Genomic DNA, 17129 nt, shown 5'->3' with positions numbered 1-17129 from the left:
TCCAACATTTAGAGTGAAAATCATGGGTAAAATATTGGTGATCGGCGCAGGCGGCGTCAGTTCGGTAGCGGTGCATAAAATGGCGCAGCTGATAGCGGCGGGCAGCGGGCCTTTTACCGAGATATTATTGGCCAGCCGCACTTTGTCGAAATGCGAAGCGATTGCGGATTCGGTCAAGCAGCGTACCGACGTCGCGATCATGACTGCGCAGATTGATGCTGATGATGTTCCGGCGCTAATCGCCCTGATCAAGCAGGAAAAGCCTGATCTGGTGGTGAACCTCGCTCTGCCTTACCAAGATTTGCCGATCATGGACGCCTGCCTTGCGACCGGAACCGACTATCTAGACACGGCCAATTACGAACCGCGCGACGAAGCCAAGTTCGAGTATAAATGGCAGTGGGATTATCAGGACCGGTTCAAGGATGCTGGCATCATGGCGCTGCTCGGCTCCGGCTTTGATCCGGGCGTGACCAGCGTCTTCACCTGCTGGCTGAAGAAGCATCATTTCGACCGGATCGATACGCTCGACATCCTCGATTGCAACGGCGGCGATCATGGCCAGCATTTTGCCACCAATTTCAATCCCGAGATCAACATCCGGGAAGTTACCGCCAATTCGCGGCACTGGGAAAATGGCGACTGGGTGGAAGGTCCGCCGCTGACGCAGAAGCAGGAATTCGATTTCGAGGCGGTTGGCCCTAAGAATATGTATCTGATGTATCACGAGGAAATCGAGTCGCTGAAGACGCATCTCCCGGAAATCCAACGAATTCGCTTCTGGATGACCTTTGGCGATGCCTATCTGACCCATCTCGAAGTGCTGCAAAATGTCGGCATGACCCGGATCGATCCGGTGATGTACGAAGGCCGCGAGATCATTCCGCTGCAGTTCCTGAAAGCCGTATTGCCGGAGCCTGCGAGCCTTGGCGAAACGACCAAGGGTAATACCAATATCGGGGTGATTGCGACCGGTGTAAAAGACGGCGTTCAGAAGACTCTATACGTCAAGAATATCTGCAGTCATGAAGCGGCGTTCGAGGAAACCGGCAATCAGGGCGTGAGCTATACCACCGGCGTTCCGGCGATGATCGGCGCTGCTATGATGCTGTCCGGCCAGTGGAAGGGCGACGGCGTGTTCAACATGGAAGAATTCGATCCCGATCCGTTCATGGCAATGCTGAACGAGCACGGCCTGCCGTGGACATTGGAAGAATTGGAAGCACCTTTGGCCTTCTAGGATGGAGACCAAGGCAGGCGATCCCGGCGCTTTTGCGCAATTTGACCTGGGCCGGGTGCCCTCGCCTGCCTTCGTCGTGGATGAAGTGGCAGTGCGCCGGAATCTGCAGATTCTGGCCGATATCAAGGAGCGTAGCGGGGCGAAGGTCCTGCTGGCGCTCAAGGCCTTTTCCATGTGGTCCCTTGCCCCGCTGATCGACGAATATCTCGATGGCTATTGTGCGTCGGGGCTGTGGGAGGCGCGGCTTGCCAGGGAGCATTTTCGTGGTCCGATCAGCACCTATTCTCCGGCCTATAAAGCTGGCGATCTGGCCGAAATTAGTGAGATTTCCGGGCATATCACGTTCAACAATCCGGCGCAGATTGAGCGATGGAAAAATGATTCTAATCATAAATTTGCTCTCGATAGTTCGGAAATTGGCTTAAGAATAAATCCGCAAATCGCGCTCGGTGAAACGGAAAAATATGATCCCAGCCAGCCCCACAGCCGCCTCGGTTTTCCGCTCAGTCAGCTGCGGCCGGAACATTTTGAGCATCTGTCCGGAATCCACTTCCACAATTTGTGCGAACAGGGCTTTGACGCGCTGGCGGAGACTTGGGCAGAGGTCGAACCGGTTATCGCGCCGCATTTCGGCTCGCTCAAATGGATCAATCTTGGTGGCGGGCATCATATCACGCGTGAGGATTATGATCGCGAGGCGCTGGTCGCTTTTCTGAAGCAGCTGAAAGCCAGATCGGGATGCGAAATCTATCTCGAGCCGGGTGAAGCCGTGGCGCTGGATGCGGGGATTTTGGTCGGCGAGATACTGGATGTCTTCGACAATGGCATGGCGGTCGGGATTACCGATATCTCCGCGACCTGCCATATGCCCGACGTTATCGAGGCGCCCTATCGCCCGGCCATGCTGGGAGAGCGCAGCGAAGGCACCGCCATTCGTCTCGGCGGTCCTAGCTGCCTCGCCGGGGATATTATCGGGGATTATATCCTGCCCGACAAACCGCATATCGGTCAGCGCATCGCATTCCTTGATCAGGCGCATTATTCAATGGTAAAGACCAACACATTCAACGGTGTTCCCCTGCCTTCAATCTGGCTCTGGAACAGCGAAAGCGACGCGCTAAAATGCGTCAAAAACTTCGATTGGACGGCATTTAGAGACCGGTTGAGCTAGAAAATTGACCGATTGCGACAATTTCTGTGACTGCAGGTCTTTACAGAACAGGAAAGCGGCCATATATCCGCGCTTCGCTGCCCCATGGCCGCTTGCGAATCCGCAAGGCAGCTCAATCGATCTTAGCCGATAGGGGGTCCCTTGAGTTGCACTATTACCATGATGCTGAGGAGCTAACGAGGGCTCTCAGCCCCGATATTCCAGTCTTGCTTAACCGGCCACATGCAGCCCGACGCGCTGCGCGTTATTTCGTCGAGCAATTCCCCGGCAAATCACTTTACGCTGTCAAAGCGAATCCTTCGCCTGCATTGCTGCAGCTGCTGTGGGAAGAAGGCGTAACCCATTTTGACGTGGCTTCGATCGACGAAGTCCGCATCGTTCGCGCGGCATTGCCGGACGCGACCCTCTGCTACATGAATCCGGTCAAGCAGCTGGCATCGGTACGAGAAGCCTATCGCGACCATGGTGTGCGGATTTTCTCGCTCGACAGTCTTGAAGAACTGGAAAAAATCGAGCTGGGAACCGAGCTTGCCGAAGATCTGACGCTTTGCGTTCGGATCCGGGTTGCTTCGGAATTTGCGGAAATCAGCCTCGCTTCGAAATTTGGTGTCGATGTCGATGAATCGGCCGAATTGCTGCAGCGTGCACGGCAACGGGCAGATTGCCTCGGCATCTGCTTCCACGTCGGCAGCCAGGCGATGACCCCGCTTGCCTATGTCCACGCTCTGGAACGGGTTCGTACGGCGATTGTCGGCGCGTCGGTGACCGTTGACATCGTCAATGTCGGCGGCGGTTTTCCTTCCATCTATCCGGATCTGGAACCAGTTTCGCTCAACCATTATTTCTCTGCCATCGACCGCACGTTCGAGGATTTGCCAATCAGCTATTCCGCCGAACTATGGTGCGAACCGGGCCGCGCCCTGTCGGCTGAATATAGCTCGCTGGTGGTCAAGGTCGAACGCCGGCGTGGCAACGAACTGTTCATCAACGACGGCGCCTATGGCACCTTGTTTGACGCCGCGCATATCGGATGGCGCTTTCCGGTGCGCCAGGTTGGTACGGATTCGGAAGAGGGCCCCACCACCGGGTTCAGCTTCTACGGCCCGACCTGTGACGACATGGATTTCATGGCTGGTCCCTTTGCCCTGCCCGACAGCATCAAGGCCGGTGACTATATCGAGATCGGCATGATCGGAGCTTATGGTTCGGCGATGCGGACCAAGTTCAACGGCTATGGCAGCAGCGACGAATATGATGTTGCCGACGAACCGATGGCCAGCCTTTATGTCGGTGACAATCTCGACCGGTCCGACCGGGACAATGTGGTGTCTTTCCCGAGCGCCTGAGCCGTAATCTAGGTTGCAATTGACAATCGTTTACAGTTGACGCAGTTTCCCCCGAGTTTTGGGGAGAACAAAATCATGGATATTACTATTTTGGCACCCGCATCGGTGCTTGTCCTGTGGTCACTGATCATGTTGTTCTGGATGGCCGCCACCAGATTCCCGGCCATGGCAAAATCAGGAGCGGACCTTTCCAAGGCGCCTCCCGGCGGGCGTGGCAGCGACCTGGAAGGGGTGATCCCCGACAAGGTGAACTGGAAATCCCACAATTACACCCATTTGATGGAACAGCCGACGCTATTTTACGCCACGGTGGTGATCCTTGCGCTTGCCGGTGCAGGGCACGGACTGAACCTCTATCTTGCCTGGGCCTATGCGATCATCCGGATCATTCACAGCATCTGGCAGGCGACCGTCAATCTGGTCAACGTCCGCTTTCTGCTTTTCATAGCATCAACCATCTGCCTGCTGATCATGGCGATCAACGCCCTGTGGGTCACGCTTTTTTAAGGTCACATTTTACCAAAATCATGCCAATATAGGGGGACTAATAACGATGGATAACAGCCCATTGCTGCAACCGATGGTTGCGCTCATTTTATGGACCATGCTGATCTGGCTGTGGATGTATGTCACGCGGATCCCGGCAATGAACAAGGCCAAGATCGACTCCGCCAATCTGGTCGGCAGCAAGGGCGGTGATCTGGATGAACTGCTTCCGCCGCAAGTCCAGTGGAAGGCGCACAATTATAACCATTTGCTTGCAGAACCGACGCTTTTTTACGCAATCTGTGTCGTTTTGATCCTTTCCGGACAGGATTATGGACTGAATCTGACCATCGCCTGGGCCTATGTTGGTCTGCGCGTCCTGCACAGCCTGATCCAGGTTACAGTCAACCGGGTGCTCTATCGATTTGCGCTATTCGCTCTGTCGAGCCTGTGCATCATAGCCTTGGCCATTCATGCGGCGATTGCCGTATTCCATTAGTCCGAAACCGACTAGCGGCTGAAGCTGGATACGATCTCGACATGGGTCGACCATAGGAACTGCCCTACCGGCCAGACTTGCCGGAGCTTGTATCCAGCGTCGCAAAGCTGCTTGGCGTCCCGCGCGAAACTGGCCGGATTGCAGCTGATATAGCAGATCTTATCGACATCCGATTGTGCCAGCTGCAAAATCTGTTCGCGCGCGCCCGCCCTTGGCGGGTCGAGGATGACGGCATCAAAGCGATTGAGTTCCTCGACGCTCAACGGCCGCCGAAAAAGGTCCCGATGCTCGCAGAAAATCTGTCGGGTGGAATGATTGGCCGCCATTTTAAGCGCGCCGATGGTGTCGCGAGCGCCTTCCGCGGCATAGACTTTCTGGTCTTCACCCAAGGCCAAAGTAAAAGTTCCCAATCCGGCGAACAGATCGGCGACAAGCCGCGCGTCACCAACGGCTTCCAGCATCGCCGCAACCAGCACTTGCTGGCCATCGCGGGTGGGCTGTAAAAAGGCGCTATGCGGGAACGAGACTGCGGTTCCACTGAAAGTGACCGTCAGCGGTTCCGGTTCCCACTGGGTCTCCGGGCCATAGCCGCCGTCTACAGACAGGCGCGCCAGTCCGTTGGCCTTGGCAAAGGCCGACAGGGCTTCGCGCTGCTCCAGCCCCTCCGGCTCATAATTGCTGATCAGCAGATCAATGCCCTGATCGACCAGCGTCATTTCGATATTCATGTCATGCTTGCGGCGCGATGCTTTTTTGAGAAATGCCCGCAAGGGTGCGAGAAGAGCGAACAGTTGGGGTGCCATGATCTCGCATTGCTGGAGATCGACGATGCGGTGACTGCCGGCGCCGCTGAATCCGAGCTTGAACTGGTCGCCGAGCTTGGCCGCGCGCAGGCTGGCGCGGATCCGGGTTTTCGGTTTGGAGACCTGGGGAGGATGCAGCAATTCTGCTTCCAGCCCCTGTCCTTCCAGCGCGTAGGCCACGCGCTCGGTGAGGAACCGGGTGTAGCTCTCGTCATCCAGATGTTGCAGGCTGCAGCCGCCACAGGACTGAAAATGCTGGCACGGAGGCTCGACATGATGCGGTCCCTTGATCAGGCCGCCTTCGTCATTCAACCGGTCCAGCGGAGCGGAAAAGGCGATATGGCGCCCGTCAGCGGTCACACCATCGCCCTTCGCGGCAACGCGAATGATCAGGTCAGGATCGGCAGTCGCGGTCATAAACATTCCTGCAAGGTGGTGGGGAGTTGGTCGATAAGCATTTCCGGCGTGAAAGCAGGGCCGGCCAATTGTCCGGCCCGGCTGTGCAGCCATTGGCCTTCGCACGCCGCCTTATAAGCACTGATGCCCGTTGCCAAGCGACTTGCAATAATCCCGGCCAATATATCACCGGTGCCGGCTGTAGAAAGCCATGGACAGGTTTGCGCCGATATCGATGCCTTACCGTCGGGACTGAAGATCACGGTGTCGGAGCCCTTCAGCAAAATATTGCATTCCGCCTCTCTCGCCAGTTGGCGGCTATCATCGAGCTTATATTGCAGAGCATCCGGCGTGAGACCGGCAAATTCTCCGGCATGGGGCGTGGCAACGGTCTCGGCAGATCGAACTTTCACAAGATCGGCAAATTGTAAGCCCGCGACGGTGAGCGCATCGGCATCGATCACCAGTGGCGCATCCGCTGACAATGCGGTCGTCAAAAGATCTTTCGCCCGGTCGTCCCGGCCCAGGCCAGGGCCGACAATGATGGCGGAGATGCGGTTGTCGGAAAGCCTCTGTTGCAGGTCGGCCATGTCCTGCACATTCTCGACCACGATACTGGGGTGCGGAGACGGGAATCCGGGGGATGCAAAGATTTTGACATAGCCCGCCCCCGATTTCTGGGCCGCCATAGCCGTGAGTTGCGCGGCTCCGGGCATCGCACCCGCGACCACCGCAACTAGGCCGCGGCTATATTTGTGATCTCGTGAAGTAGGAGCGGCAATCCGCGGCTTGGACAGAATTGCGAGATCGCTGTCCGCCGTGACCCCGATATCGATCCCGACCAGATTGCCCATTTTCGATCGCGCCGGTTCTAGAAAATGGGACGGCTTGAAGGCGCCAAGCGCAATGGTTGTATCAAATTGCGGAATATCGTTGAGCAGCTTGCCATGATCGGATTCGACGCCGCTTGGCAGATCGATCGCGACCCGTCGCTTTGCTCCCATAAACAGGCGTGTAAAATGGCCGAACCATTGGTCGCCGACCGGGCGCGCCAGTCCGGTGCCAAAAAGGCAATCGACAAATTGCGCAGCGGGCTGAGCATCGGCCAGTGCGACCGTTTTGCCCCGCCACAGTGATTTTGCATTTTGCGCCGCCCCGGTTGTCGGGTCAAGCGGCGCGACAACGCTGACATCGACACCTTTTTCGAGCAGCCACTGGGCGATGACATAGCCGTCACCGCCATTATTGCCGGGGCCGCAGAGCACCAGAGTCGGCATATCGGCCGCTATCCGCCAGATCATCTGAGCGGCACCCTGCCCGGCCCGGTGCATCAGTTGCTCCACCGACACGCCGCTGTCGATTAGCGACTGTTCCGCCAGCTTCATTTCAGCGGCGGTCAGTATATTCCCATGATTTATCATGCGCGCCTCTAGTTTCCGGCTGGTGCCGGATCTTTTTGAACAGCGGATGCGGCGCTTGCATTGGCACCGGCCTTGATCTGTGCCGGCAGCAGATATTTGTCGGGACCTACGCTGACCAGGATCTTGCCATCCTCGACGATCGAGACCTGCGCCTTGTCGAAGCCGTCGGCAGCTTCCAGGCCGTGACCGTCGGTCAATATATTGAACCGGCGAAAGCCTCCGTCAGGATGGCGAATGATCATCGTCACCCTGCCTTCGCCGCTCAACCGTTCGGTGAAACAGTCACGGGTGAAATTGCTGTCACCGTTGATTGCGCATTCTATCTTTCCATCGCCACCTGCCTGTGCTGCTGCCCGCTGTTCCGCTTCCGCGAGCACAGCATTGTCCGGCCTGTTTTCGCAGGCGGTCAGCAACAAGGTACAGGCAACAACTCTAGATATCCGCATAGACATGTTTTTCAGCCTTGGCTCCCGGATGGGTCACCGCCCCCTGATAGGCCGGGCCCACATTTTGCGCATAGCGCCACAATGCTCCTGAACCATAATCGGTTTCGCGTCGTGTAAATTTTTTCCGCCGTTCGGCCAATATCGCCTCGTCGACCTCAAGATCGATGATGCCCTTCTCGGCATCGATATTGATCATGTCGCCTTCCTCGATCAGACCGATGGGACCGCCATCAGCCGCTTCCGGCCCGACATGACCGATGCAGAATCCGCGGGTTGCACCAGAGAAACGGCCATCGGTGATCAGTGCGACTTTCTCGCCCATGCCCTGACCGTAGAGCGCAGCGGTGGTGGCCAGCATCTCGCGCATGCCGGGGCCGCCTTTTGGTCCTTCGTTACGGATGACGACAACAGCACCTTCCTTGATTTCACGTTTTTCGACGGCTTCGAACGCGTCTTCCTCGCATTCGAAAACCTGAGCGGGGCCGCGGAACTGCAGGCGGGCCATGCCCGCCACTTTGACGATCGCGCCTTCTGGCGCCAGCGAACCGCGCAGGCCGACAACGCCGCCGGTTGCGGTAATCGCGTGCTGGACATCGTATATGACCTTCTGGTCCGGGTTCCAGACGATTTCCTCGATATTCTCGCCCAGCGTCTTGCCGGTAACGGTGATGCAGTCGCCGTTGATCAGGCCGTTGTCCATCATCGTCTTCATCAGCATGTAGACACCGCCGGCGTCGTGCATATCCTTGGCGACATATTTGCCGCCCGGTTTCAGATCGGCCAGATAGGGTGTGGTCTTGAAGATTTCGGCGACGTCGAACAGGTCGAATTCGATCCCTGCTTCGCTGGCCATGGCTGGCAAGTGCAAGGCGGCGTTGGTCGAACCACCGGTGGCGGCGACCACCCGGGCGGCGTTGATGAAGGCATCCCGCGTGCAGATATCGCGCGGCCGCAGATTGAGCTCGATCAGGTTCATGATCTGACGGCCCGCTGCCCGCGCCATGTCATCGCGAGTTTCATAAGGTGCCGGAGCCATGTTGCTGTTCGGCAGCGACAGGCCGATCGCTTCGGCGACGCAGGCCATGGTGTTGGCGGTAAACTGGCCGCCGCAGGCGCCGTGGCCCGGACAGGCGACTTTTTCCAGTTCGATCAGTTCCTGGAGCGGGCAATTGCCGGCGCTGTGCTGGCCGACGGCCTCGAACACGTCGACGACGGTGACATCATGGCCGTGGAAGCGTCCGGGAAGAATCGAGCCGCCATAGACAAAGATCGACGGGACATTGAGACGGAGCATTGCCATCATCATGCCGGGCAGACTCTTGTCGCAGCCGGCATAGCCGATGACCGCGTCATAGCAGTGGCCACGGACGCTGAGTTCGACGCTGTCGGCGATGACTTCGCGGGACACCAGCGAGGCTTTCATGCCCTGATGGCCCATGGCAATACCGTCGGTGACGGTGATCGTGTTGAACCGGCGCGGCGTACCGCCCGCCTCGATCACGCCTTCGCGCGCGATATCGGCCTGGCCATCGAGCAAAGTGTTGCACGGCGCGCTGTCATTGCCGGCAGAGGCGATACCGACGAAAGGTTTTGCAATATCCTCTTCGGTCATCCCCATCGCATAATAATAGCTGCGCTGCGGTGCGCGCTCCGGTCCGACGCTGACGTGACGGCTGGGCAGGTGGGACTTGTCGAATCTCTGGGTCATTCTGGCTTCCAATATGGCAATTTCCGGATCGTCCTTCCAAAACTCTACCGGTTAAGCAAGAGCCGTTCTTATTTTATCGCAACTACGCAATAAAATATCAGCGAAACGACGTTGTCCTGCCTCTTCGCGGATCAGATCCTGACGGACCTCGACGCCGATATAGGGCTGGCCAATGGCTTCGCACTGGCGGTTCATCGTCGCGTTCAGATCCTTGCCCGAATAAGGCAGCTGATCGCCAATGATCAATCCATCCTCCTCGCCGAGAAACTGCAGCGCCAGTCGCGGGGCGGTCTGATGTTGGTTATACATGATACCCATGTCCCACGGACGTTGCATCTCCGGCTTGGAACGTAGCGTCGGCGAGAAGCTGTGCAGCGACGCCACGAGCACTGGTTTCAAATCGGCGATCAACGCCGCTACCCGGTTGTGATAGGGGGTGAAGAAGCGATCGAGCCTGGCTTGTCTGCCTTCGGCCGACAGATGGTTGCCCGGAATTTCCACGCCATCGCTGCATTCCACAATAACTGCTGCTTCATCGGGATAGCGATTGAGATCGACGATCAGCCGGGAAGCGGTGCTGAGAATGGCAAGATAGCCGCCATGCTCCGTCATCAGGCGCGCAATCGGCGCGATGCCGGGATCATAAGCGATATGATCCTGCTGATATTGCGGAGAGATACCAAGATCAATGTCATCAGGGACATGGCTGGACGCATGATCGACGACGATCAGCACGCCGCCTTCCGAGGGCACGCCAGATATTTCAAAAGCTTCGGTCATCTAATTTTCCCAGTCATCGTCCACACATTTTCCATTGCCTGCCGACAGTTGCGTTCAGCTTTTTCGGCTTCTGCCATCGTTTCAAACAGCGCGAAACATGTCGCGCCGGACCCGGACATACGGGCAATGATCGGCTGGCAATTTTCCAGCAGTTGCAGCAGATCTGTCAATATCGGGACCAGGGCAACGGCGGGTTTCTGAAGGTCGTTTCTTCCGTTCCGGGCGGCTGTGATGACCGGGCTATTCTCCAGCGGACCGCGATCGACACCATCCCAGGCGGCGAATATGTCCGCTGTCGATACCGGAATTAGCGGATTGATCAGAAGTGCAGCGCGGCCCAGCAAATCATCATCTGGAATCGCGGCGAGGTCCTGACCGATACCGGTGCCGCGGCAGGTGTTGCTGGCCACACAGGCGGGGACATCCGCCCCCAGCGGCTTTGCGATATCCGCTAGCTCGGCGAGCGAATGATCCAGCCCCCAGAAACGGTTGAGCAGACGCAGTGTTGCCGCGGCATCAGCCGAGCCGCCGCCGATCCCCGATGCGACCGGGAGCCGCTTGTCGAGATGGAGGCGTGCGCCCTGTTTTACGTCTGACAATTCTGCGAGCCGTTTGGCCGCCTGCATGATCAGATTGTCGCTCGTGCTCAGCCCATGTGCAAAAGGACCGCTGATTTCCAGCGCAACGCCGTCACCGGGCTGCACCGAAATCAGATCGCCGGCATCGAGAAAGGCGAATATCGTTTCAAGCTCATGATAGCCATTTGCAAGTCGCTTGCGGACATGAAGGGCCAGATTTATTTTTGCAAAAGCCGTTTCACTGTCGGTCTCGCCGAAATCTGGATCAGACATCAGGGCGATATGAGATCGGGCCGGAGACCCAGGTCGATCTTGCTGGAAAGGCGTTGCACATCATCTCCCTCCGCAAATAATTTTGCCGATTTCCATGCGTAACGCGCTTCATAGAGACGGCCTACGGCCCAATAAGCGTCGCCAAGATGTTCGTTAATCGTGGGATCCTGTGGCTGGGCGTCGAGTGCGCTTTCCAGATAGATTATGGCACGGTCATGCTCGCCGGTAATGAAATAGGCCCATCCGAGCGAATCGGTGATCGCAGGTGAGTCTGAGCGCAGCTCATGCGCTTGCTTGATTGCTGCGACGGCTTCTGCCTGATTCTCGCGCCGCTCAAGCTGGGCATAACCCAGATAATTGAGAATGGATGGTGAGTTTGGCTGCAATTCATTGGCCTTTTGCAAAGACTTCAGACCTGCCGGCCAGAGCCCGGCCTGCTCCTGGGCACCGCCCAAGGCAAGCCAGTAATTGGCCAGCAACGCATCAGGGCGATCGAGCTTTTCAGCCAGCACGATCGCAGCTTCAAAAGAACTGACGGCAGATCCGTTTTCGCCCTGGGCCTGGAGGGACTGGCCCTTCAAAATGTGCAATTCCGGTGCATCCGGATTATGTTCAAGGGCGATATCGAGCCGCGCGATGGCCTGATCATATTGTTCATTGGAAACGAGACTGGAAATGTGCGAGCTCAGTGCAACCAGAAAATAGGGGCTCCCGACCGGAATTCGCGCAAATTCAGCGGCTGCAAGGTCGTGGTTTTCCGAGGCAGCATATGCTCGGCCAGTCGTCAGGCTTGCGTAGTCCGATTTGCCCGCGACCCTTGCGCCGGCCTGCGCCATCACCTGAGACAGGAAGTCGGCCTGCTGCTCTCTCAGATCGCTGGAGAGTCTTTGAAAAAGAAACGCCAGCCCGATGGTTGGAGTCACTTTTTGCGCAACGCCCTTCCTCTGGCCGCTCTCAATGAGTCGCAGCAAAATTTGCTCGGGTCCGGACGACTGGAATTTCAAAATTTCCTTTGCCGTTTTCGCATCGTTCTTCGCCCAGAAATGCTGCGCCGCGATAACACGCAGCGGCGCCATGCGGGCTTCGTTGCGTTCGACCAGTCCGGCAAGCAGAGCGATCGCCTCGCTTTCTTCACGGCTCGCCAGCTTGCTCAATATGAGCTGTTCTTCCAGATAATATTTGGCGGTTTCATTTGCCATTATCCGCGAGAGCGTAGCCGTCGAATCAGCCCCTTTTGCGCTTTCCATCCAAGCTTCGAGAATCGGTGTCAGAAAAGAAAAATTCCTGAGCGCTTCAAGCTCTATAATCGCCAGACCGGCTCCGCTCCAGTCGCGCAAGGCAAAGGCGTCCGCGTAGGACAATAGCGGCATTTCCGGGTTCGCCTTGCCGCGCAACTGCATGGCCTGGGCGGCTTTCAACGCCAGACCGAAATCACCGACTTCAATGGCACTGATATAGGCTCTCCCGGCCAGCAGTTCATTGTCCGGCTGCTCTTTCAGGCCTTCGGCGTAGATCGCGGCAGCGACCTGCAATTCATTGGACGATTCGGCGAGCCGTGCCGCTACGAAGCGATTCAAGGCTGAGGCACTGTCGCCGCGGCTGGCCAGAGCCGGAGATACGGCCAGCCCTGCGACAAGCAGCGCGCTTAAACCGAGGTTACATATTCGGATAATTTGGACCTCCGCCACCTTCCGGCACGACCCAATTGATATTCTGGGACGGGTCCTTGATATCACAGGTTTTGCAATGCACGCAATTTTGCGCGTTGATCTGGAATTTCGGATTGCCAGCCTCGTCTTCGACAAATTCGTAAACACCCGCTGGACAATAGCGGGCCGAGGGACCGGCGAAGACCGGCAGATTGACATCGACCGGAATATTGGGGTCTTTCAACTGCAAATGTACCGGCTGGTCTTCTTCATGGTTGGTGTTCGACAGGAAAACCGATGACAGGCGATCAAAGCTGATGACGCCATCCGGTTTCGGATATTCGATCTTCACGCAATGTTCGGCCCGTCTCAGGCGCGACCAGTCTGGATGCAGTTTCATCGTGAACGGCATTTTGATCTTGAGATGCTCTGCCCACATCGTAATTCCGGACAATATGGTACCCAGGAAATCCCCATATTTCTCAACTGCTGGCAGGACGTTGCGGACAACGCGCAATTCTTCGCGGACCCAGCTGTTCTCATAAGCGGTTCCGTAAGCAGTGAGCTCGTCATTTGCACGCTCCGCGACGATCGCTTCATAGGCAGCCTCAGCCGCCATCATGCCGGTTTTCATCGCAGTATGCGTGCCCTTGATCCGCGGCACATTCACGAAGCCGGCAGAACAGCCGATCAGGGCGCCACCAGGGAAATATAATTTCGGAACAGCCTGGAAACCACCGTCATTGATCGCCCGCGCGCCATAGGAAACGCGCTTGCCACCTTCGAGGATCTTGCGAACTTCCGGATGTTGCTTCCACCGCTGCATTTCTTCAAATGGCGAGAGATAGGGATTTTCATAGTTCAACCAGGTCACAAATCCGAGTGCGACCTGATTATCGGCCTGATGGTATATGAAACCACCACCATTCGCGCCTTCGCTCAGCGGCCAGCCCTGAGAGTGAATAACGCGGCCCGGCTTGTGCTTGGCCGGATCAATATCCCACAATTCCTTGACCCCGAGGCCATAGATTTGCGGCTGGCTCTCAGCATCAAGTGCAAACTGGTTCTTCAGGATCTTGGTGAGGTGGCCTCGTGCGCCTTCGGCGAAAAAGGTATATTTGGCGTGCAGCTCGAGGCCGGGCTGATAGTCCGGCTTGTGGCTGCCATCGCGGGCAACGCCCATGTCACCGGTCGCGACGCCTTTTACCGATCCATCTTCATTGTACAGGATTTCCGCAGCGGCAAAGCCCGGGAATATCTCGATGCCCATATACTCTGCCCGCTCACCAAGCCAGCGGCACAGATTGCCAAGCGAACCGGTATAGGTTCCCTTGTTGTGCATGAACGAAGGTGTAATGAAATGAGGAATCGAAAACTTCTTCTTCTTGGTCAAGATCCAGTGATGATTCTCGGTCACTGGCGTATTTGCCAAAGGACAATCCTCGTCCCGCCACGCCGGGAAAAGTTCATCCAGACCCTTGGGATCAATGACTGCACCGGACAGAATATGGGCACCGATTTCGGAGCCTTTTTCCAGGATACAGACCGAGAGGTCCTTGCCCGCTTCATCAGCGAGTTGCTTGAATTTTATAGCTGCGCTGAGACCTGCGGGACCACCCCCGACTATCACCAGGTCATAAGGCATTGACTCTCGTTCGCTCATGTCGTTTTTCCTACAATTCTTGCTTTTATTCTCTTGTACATTCGGTCTGTCGTAAACCGCAACCCGCTGGGCAGAAACCTGCTTTCCCGCCAATTGACCTATTCGTCAACTCATGACTCTATGCATGAATGAATTTAATCTCCTCACCAACGACAAATTCGACCCCGGAGTCGATGATCCACAGCCTGCAAGACTGGTGGTCTCTTGCCGGTGTCGAACTGGATTATGCTGATCAACCAGCAGCGCTACTGGCGGTCGAAGCGCCTGCTCCGCGGAAAGATGTCACACCTAAGGTGGCCGTTACGGAACGGGTGCAGGAGGCATTGAAAACGCCGGCACGGGAGGAACCCCTGCCGGCCAATTATCCGGATTTTCTCGACTGGCTGGCTGATAGCAACAGCTTGATCGAAGCAAGCTGGTCCAAGCATCGAGTGTTGCCAAGAGGCATTTTGGAACCAGAGGTCATGGTTATTTCCGCGCTGCCCGAAAAAAATCGCAATGGCGAAGTCCAGCTGTTCAATCCGGGCAACCAGAAGTTGCTCGACAGGATGTTGTCGGCAATCGGATGCGATTCGCACCAATCCTATCTGGCAAACATCGCCCTGTCCGTTCCCGTGGATGGCAGAATTGACGACCAGCACTGGCCGGCGTTGAAAGCCCGGCTCCTGCACCACATAGATCTGGTCCGTCCGAAGCGGGTAATCTTCTTCGGCGATCTCGCTGCGAAGATCATATTCGGGGAAGACCTGCTGACGGCCCGCAAAAATAAGCAATTTATTAACCATAATTCATCAAAAACAGAGGCGATCGTAACATTTCACCCGCGGATCCTGATCGAGCGGCCATTATTCAAGGCCGAAGCTTGGAAAGATCTGCAAATGCTGACAAGGATTTCTGCCTCGTGAAACTGAAATTTGCACTGACTGCTTCGCTATTTGCTCTCGTCGCGACACCTGCCCTCGCGGATGATGGAGCGATACTCTACAATAGCGCTTCGATCGCGAAATATGTCCCGTCGCAGCTGAAGCAGCAGCAATCCGACCATTATCGGGCGCTATTCTCGGCAATGAGCGCCAATCACTGGGATGTTGCGAAAAACCTGATGGACACGGCTCCGACGGGGCCGCTGAAATCGATCGCGCAAGCGGAATATTTTCTTGCGGCCAATAGTCCGCGGGCTGAACTCGGACCGCTGCTGACCCTGGTCAATGAAGCACCACAAATACCGCAAGCCGCTCAATTGGGTCGCCTGGCCCAGAAGCGTGGCGCTCAATTGCTGCCGAATCTGCCACAGCGGCGCAATTTGTCGTGGGTGCCCGGCTCCCCAATTCGGTCAAAACCGAAGGATGTGGATTCGGACAGCACAGCGAACAGCGTGCGCGGGCAGATCATTGATTATATCAAGAATGACAATCCGAGAGGCGCAGAGGAATTGCTCAGCGCCAGCATGATGAACATGTCTTCGGAAGGGCGGACCGAACTCGAGCAGCGGGTAGCCTGGTCTTATTATATCGAGAATGACGACGCGTCGGCCCTGCGCCTGGCCCGCCAGGCTCAAAATGGCTCCGGCGAATGGGTCGGTCATGCCAACTGGGTCGCAGGACTGTCGGCTTGGCGGCTGAACGATTGCCGCACGGCCAGTAGCGCTTTTGAGAAAGTCGGACGGTCGGCCGCCAACGTCGATCTCCAGGCTGCCGGCTTCTACTGGAGCGCGCGGTCTGATCTGAAATGTGGTCAGCCTGAAAAAGTACAGGGCAAATTGCAGGCGGCAGCGCGCCTCGACGACAGTTTTTACGGCATGCTAGCCGCGCAGACCCTGGGCATGGCCGCGGACAAATCGAAGCAATCTGAAACATTCGAGAAATCGGACTGGCGGGCACTCGAGCGCCATGAAAATGTCCGCGCTGCGATCGCGCTGGTGGAAATCGGTGAAGAGCAATTGGCCGATGAAGTGCTTCGGCATCAGGCGACCATCGGAGACGGCAGCGATCACCCTGCCCTGATCAAATTGGCCCGCGAGCTTGATCTGCCGCGAACCCAGCTGTGGCTGGCCCATAATGCCCCGCGCGGCATGGCGCCCGATGTCCAGGCCCGATTCCCTGCGCCAAAATGGAAACCGGACGGTGGCTGGCGCGTCGACCCCGCTCTTATCTATGCGCATACATTGCAGGAATCCGCATTTCGCAGCCAGGTCGTTAGCCCGGCAAATGCCATCGGATTGATGCAGGTGCGGCCCGGAACTGCTGGCGATATCGCCAGAGCCAACGGCCTGAATTTCGCCGAATCCGATCTCTACCGGCCATCGACCAATCTGGAATATGGCCAGTCCTATCTTGAATATCTCGGAAAATCGTCGATTACCGGCGGCAAACTGCCGAAAATTGCTGCGGCCTATAATGCTGGCCCCGGCGCGGTGCAGCGCTGGAACACGGAAATACGGGACAATGACGACCCGCTGCTGTTCATGGAAAGCATTCCCTATGTCGAGACCCGCGGCTATGTCTCGATCATCCTGCGCAACTACTGGATGTACGAGAAGCAGGCCGGGATCCAGTCGGTCAGCGCCCGAGCATTGTCGCAAAATCACTGGCCACAATTTCCGGGCAATCCGGATGGCCGCAAGACCCAGTTCACTTCCCGCTGATATCAGCGCCAAACATTAAAAAGCCG

The 17129-nt window shown here is 56.8% G+C and carries 15 protein-coding genes; 7 read left to right on the top strand and 8 right to left on the bottom strand.

Annotated elements, in window-relative coordinates:
• The first annotated feature begins 22 nt into the window (after nt 1-22).
• From AZE99_RS07625 to AZE99_RS07605, 5 genes are all read left to right on the top strand, one after another.
• Nucleotides 23-1240 (top strand): saccharopine dehydrogenase family protein, encoded by a 1218-nt coding sequence (locus tag AZE99_RS07625; protein WP_067199472.1) that lies wholly within the window; start codon nt 23-25, stop codon nt 1238-1240.
• Between the two features lies 1 nt (nt 1241).
• Complete coding sequence (locus AZE99_RS07620; RefSeq protein ID WP_067199469.1) at nt 1242-2411, top strand: carboxynorspermidine decarboxylase; 1170 nt, start codon at nt 1242-1244, stop codon at nt 2409-2411.
• A gap of 146 nt (nt 2412-2557) precedes the next feature.
• The gene (locus tag AZE99_RS07615) at nt 2558-3757 is read left to right on the top strand and encodes a type III PLP-dependent enzyme (protein WP_067199466.1); all 1200 of its coding nucleotides are present in this window, start codon (nt 2558-2560) and stop codon (nt 3755-3757) included.
• Nucleotides 3758-3832: 75 nt separating this feature from the next.
• The gene (locus AZE99_RS07610; protein ID WP_067199464.1) at nt 3833-4264 is read left to right on the top strand and encodes an MAPEG family protein; all 432 of its coding nucleotides are present in this window, start codon (nt 3833-3835) and stop codon (nt 4262-4264) included.
• Between the two features lie 46 nt (nt 4265-4310).
• Nucleotides 4311-4742: an MAPEG family protein gene (locus AZE99_RS07605; protein ID WP_067199462.1), complete on the top strand. Its 432-nt coding sequence runs from the start codon at nt 4311-4313 to the stop codon at nt 4740-4742.
• A gap of 11 nt (nt 4743-4753) precedes the next feature.
• Here the strand turns inward: AZE99_RS07605 and AZE99_RS07600 are convergent, their stop codons facing one another.
• The 8 genes from AZE99_RS07600 to AZE99_RS07565 all read right to left on the bottom strand — a co-directional run bounded on the left by AZE99_RS07600 (nt 4754) and on the right by AZE99_RS07565 (nt 14459).
• The gene (locus AZE99_RS07600) at nt 4754-5962 is read right to left on the bottom strand and encodes a class I SAM-dependent RNA methyltransferase (RefSeq protein WP_067203413.1); all 1209 of its coding nucleotides are present in this window, start codon (nt 5960-5962) and stop codon (nt 4754-4756) included.
• The gene (locus AZE99_RS07595) at nt 5959-7362 is read right to left on the bottom strand and encodes a bifunctional ADP-dependent NAD(P)H-hydrate dehydratase/NAD(P)H-hydrate epimerase (protein ID WP_067199460.1); all 1404 of its coding nucleotides are present in this window, start codon (nt 7360-7362) and stop codon (nt 5959-5961) included. Before AZE99_RS07595 ends, AZE99_RS07600 begins: the two co-directional genes overlap by 4 nt.
• 8 nt (nt 7363-7370) lie before the next feature.
• The gene (locus AZE99_RS07590) at nt 7371-7814 is read right to left on the bottom strand and encodes a hypothetical protein (protein WP_156472152.1); all 444 of its coding nucleotides are present in this window, start codon (nt 7812-7814) and stop codon (nt 7371-7373) included.
• Nucleotides 7795-9516, bottom strand: a complete 1722-nt coding sequence (ilvD, locus tag AZE99_RS07585) for a dihydroxy-acid dehydratase (RefSeq protein WP_067199455.1) — start codon at nt 9514-9516, stop codon at nt 7795-7797. The genes AZE99_RS07590 and ilvD overlap by 20 nt, the downstream gene beginning before the upstream one ends.
• Before the next feature lie 51 nt (nt 9517-9567).
• Entirely contained in the window at nt 9568-10296 is a 729-nt protein-coding gene (locus AZE99_RS07580; protein WP_067199452.1) for an N-formylglutamate amidohydrolase, read from the bottom strand.
• On the bottom strand, nt 10293-11147 hold the full coding sequence (locus AZE99_RS07575; protein WP_067199450.1) for a 4-(cytidine 5'-diphospho)-2-C-methyl-D-erythritol kinase: 855 nt from the start codon (nt 11145-11147) through the stop codon (nt 10293-10295). Before AZE99_RS07575 ends, AZE99_RS07580 begins: the two co-directional genes overlap by 4 nt.
• Nucleotides 11147-12724, bottom strand: coding sequence for a tetratricopeptide repeat protein (locus AZE99_RS07570; protein WP_067199448.1), 1578 nt, complete (start codon nt 12722-12724; stop codon nt 11147-11149). The genes AZE99_RS07575 and AZE99_RS07570 overlap by 1 nt, the downstream gene beginning before the upstream one ends.
• A 79-nt stretch (nt 12725-12803) precedes the next feature.
• The gene (locus AZE99_RS07565) at nt 12804-14459 is read right to left on the bottom strand and encodes an electron transfer flavoprotein-ubiquinone oxidoreductase (protein WP_067199446.1); all 1656 of its coding nucleotides are present in this window, start codon (nt 14457-14459) and stop codon (nt 12804-12806) included.
• 128 nt (nt 14460-14587) lie between these two features.
• Here AZE99_RS07565 and AZE99_RS07560 point away from each other — a divergent pair, with 128 nt between their 5' ends.
• Together AZE99_RS07560 and AZE99_RS07555 are read left to right on the top strand one after the other, a co-directional pair.
• Nucleotides 14588-15364 (top strand): uracil-DNA glycosylase family protein, encoded by a 777-nt coding sequence (locus tag AZE99_RS07560; protein WP_082788281.1) that lies wholly within the window; start codon nt 14588-14590, stop codon nt 15362-15364.
• A complete protein-coding gene (locus tag AZE99_RS07555; RefSeq protein WP_067199442.1) occupies nt 15361-17103 on the top strand; it encodes a lytic transglycosylase domain-containing protein in 1743 nt (580 codons plus the stop codon). Before AZE99_RS07560 ends, AZE99_RS07555 begins: the two co-directional genes overlap by 4 nt.
• Nucleotides 17104-17129 lie beyond the last annotated feature (26 nt).

It is taken from the genome of Sphingorhabdus sp. M41 (assembly GCF_001586275.1).
Classification (GTDB): domain Bacteria; phylum Pseudomonadota; class Alphaproteobacteria; order Sphingomonadales; family Sphingomonadaceae; genus Parasphingorhabdus.
This window is presented reverse-complemented; position numbering and strand designations above follow the sequence as displayed.

Bases quoted from the DNA above. Each gene is read 5' to 3' on its own strand.
- AZE99_RS07580 (WP_067199452.1), bottom strand. From the start codon at position 10,296: ATGACCGAAGCTTTTGAAATATCTGGCGTGCCCTCGGAAGGCGGCGTG.
- AZE99_RS07590 (WP_156472152.1), bottom strand. From the start codon at position 7,814: ATGTCTATGCGGATATCTAGAGTTGTTGCCTGTACCTTGTTGCTGACC.
- AZE99_RS07595 (WP_067199460.1), bottom strand. From the start codon at position 7,362: ATGATAAATCATGGGAATATACTGACCGCCGCTGAAATGAAGCTGGCG.
- ilvD (WP_067199455.1), bottom strand. From the start codon at position 9,516: ATGACCCAGAGATTCGACAAGTCCCACCTGCCCAGCCGTCACGTCAGC.
- AZE99_RS07620 (WP_067199469.1), top strand. From the start codon at position 1,242: ATGGAGACCAAGGCAGGCGATCCCGGCGCTTTTGCGCAATTTGACCTG.
- AZE99_RS07625 (WP_067199472.1), top strand. From the start codon at position 23: ATGGGTAAAATATTGGTGATCGGCGCAGGCGGCGTCAGTTCGGTAGCG.
- AZE99_RS07565 (WP_067199446.1), bottom strand. From the start codon at position 14,459: ATGAGCGAACGAGAGTCAATGCCTTATGACCTGGTGATAGTCGGGGGT.
- AZE99_RS07600 (WP_067203413.1), bottom strand. From the start codon at position 5,962: ATGACCGCGACTGCCGATCCTGACCTGATCATTCGCGTTGCCGCGAAG.
- AZE99_RS07605 (WP_067199462.1), top strand. From the start codon at position 4,311: ATGGATAACAGCCCATTGCTGCAACCGATGGTTGCGCTCATTTTATGG.
- AZE99_RS07560 (WP_082788281.1), top strand. From the start codon at position 14,588: ATGAATTTAATCTCCTCACCAACGACAAATTCGACCCCGGAGTCGATG.
- AZE99_RS07575 (WP_067199450.1), bottom strand. From the start codon at position 11,147: ATGTCTGATCCAGATTTCGGCGAGACCGACAGTGAAACGGCTTTTGCA.
- AZE99_RS07610 (WP_067199464.1), top strand. From the start codon at position 3,833: ATGGATATTACTATTTTGGCACCCGCATCGGTGCTTGTCCTGTGGTCA.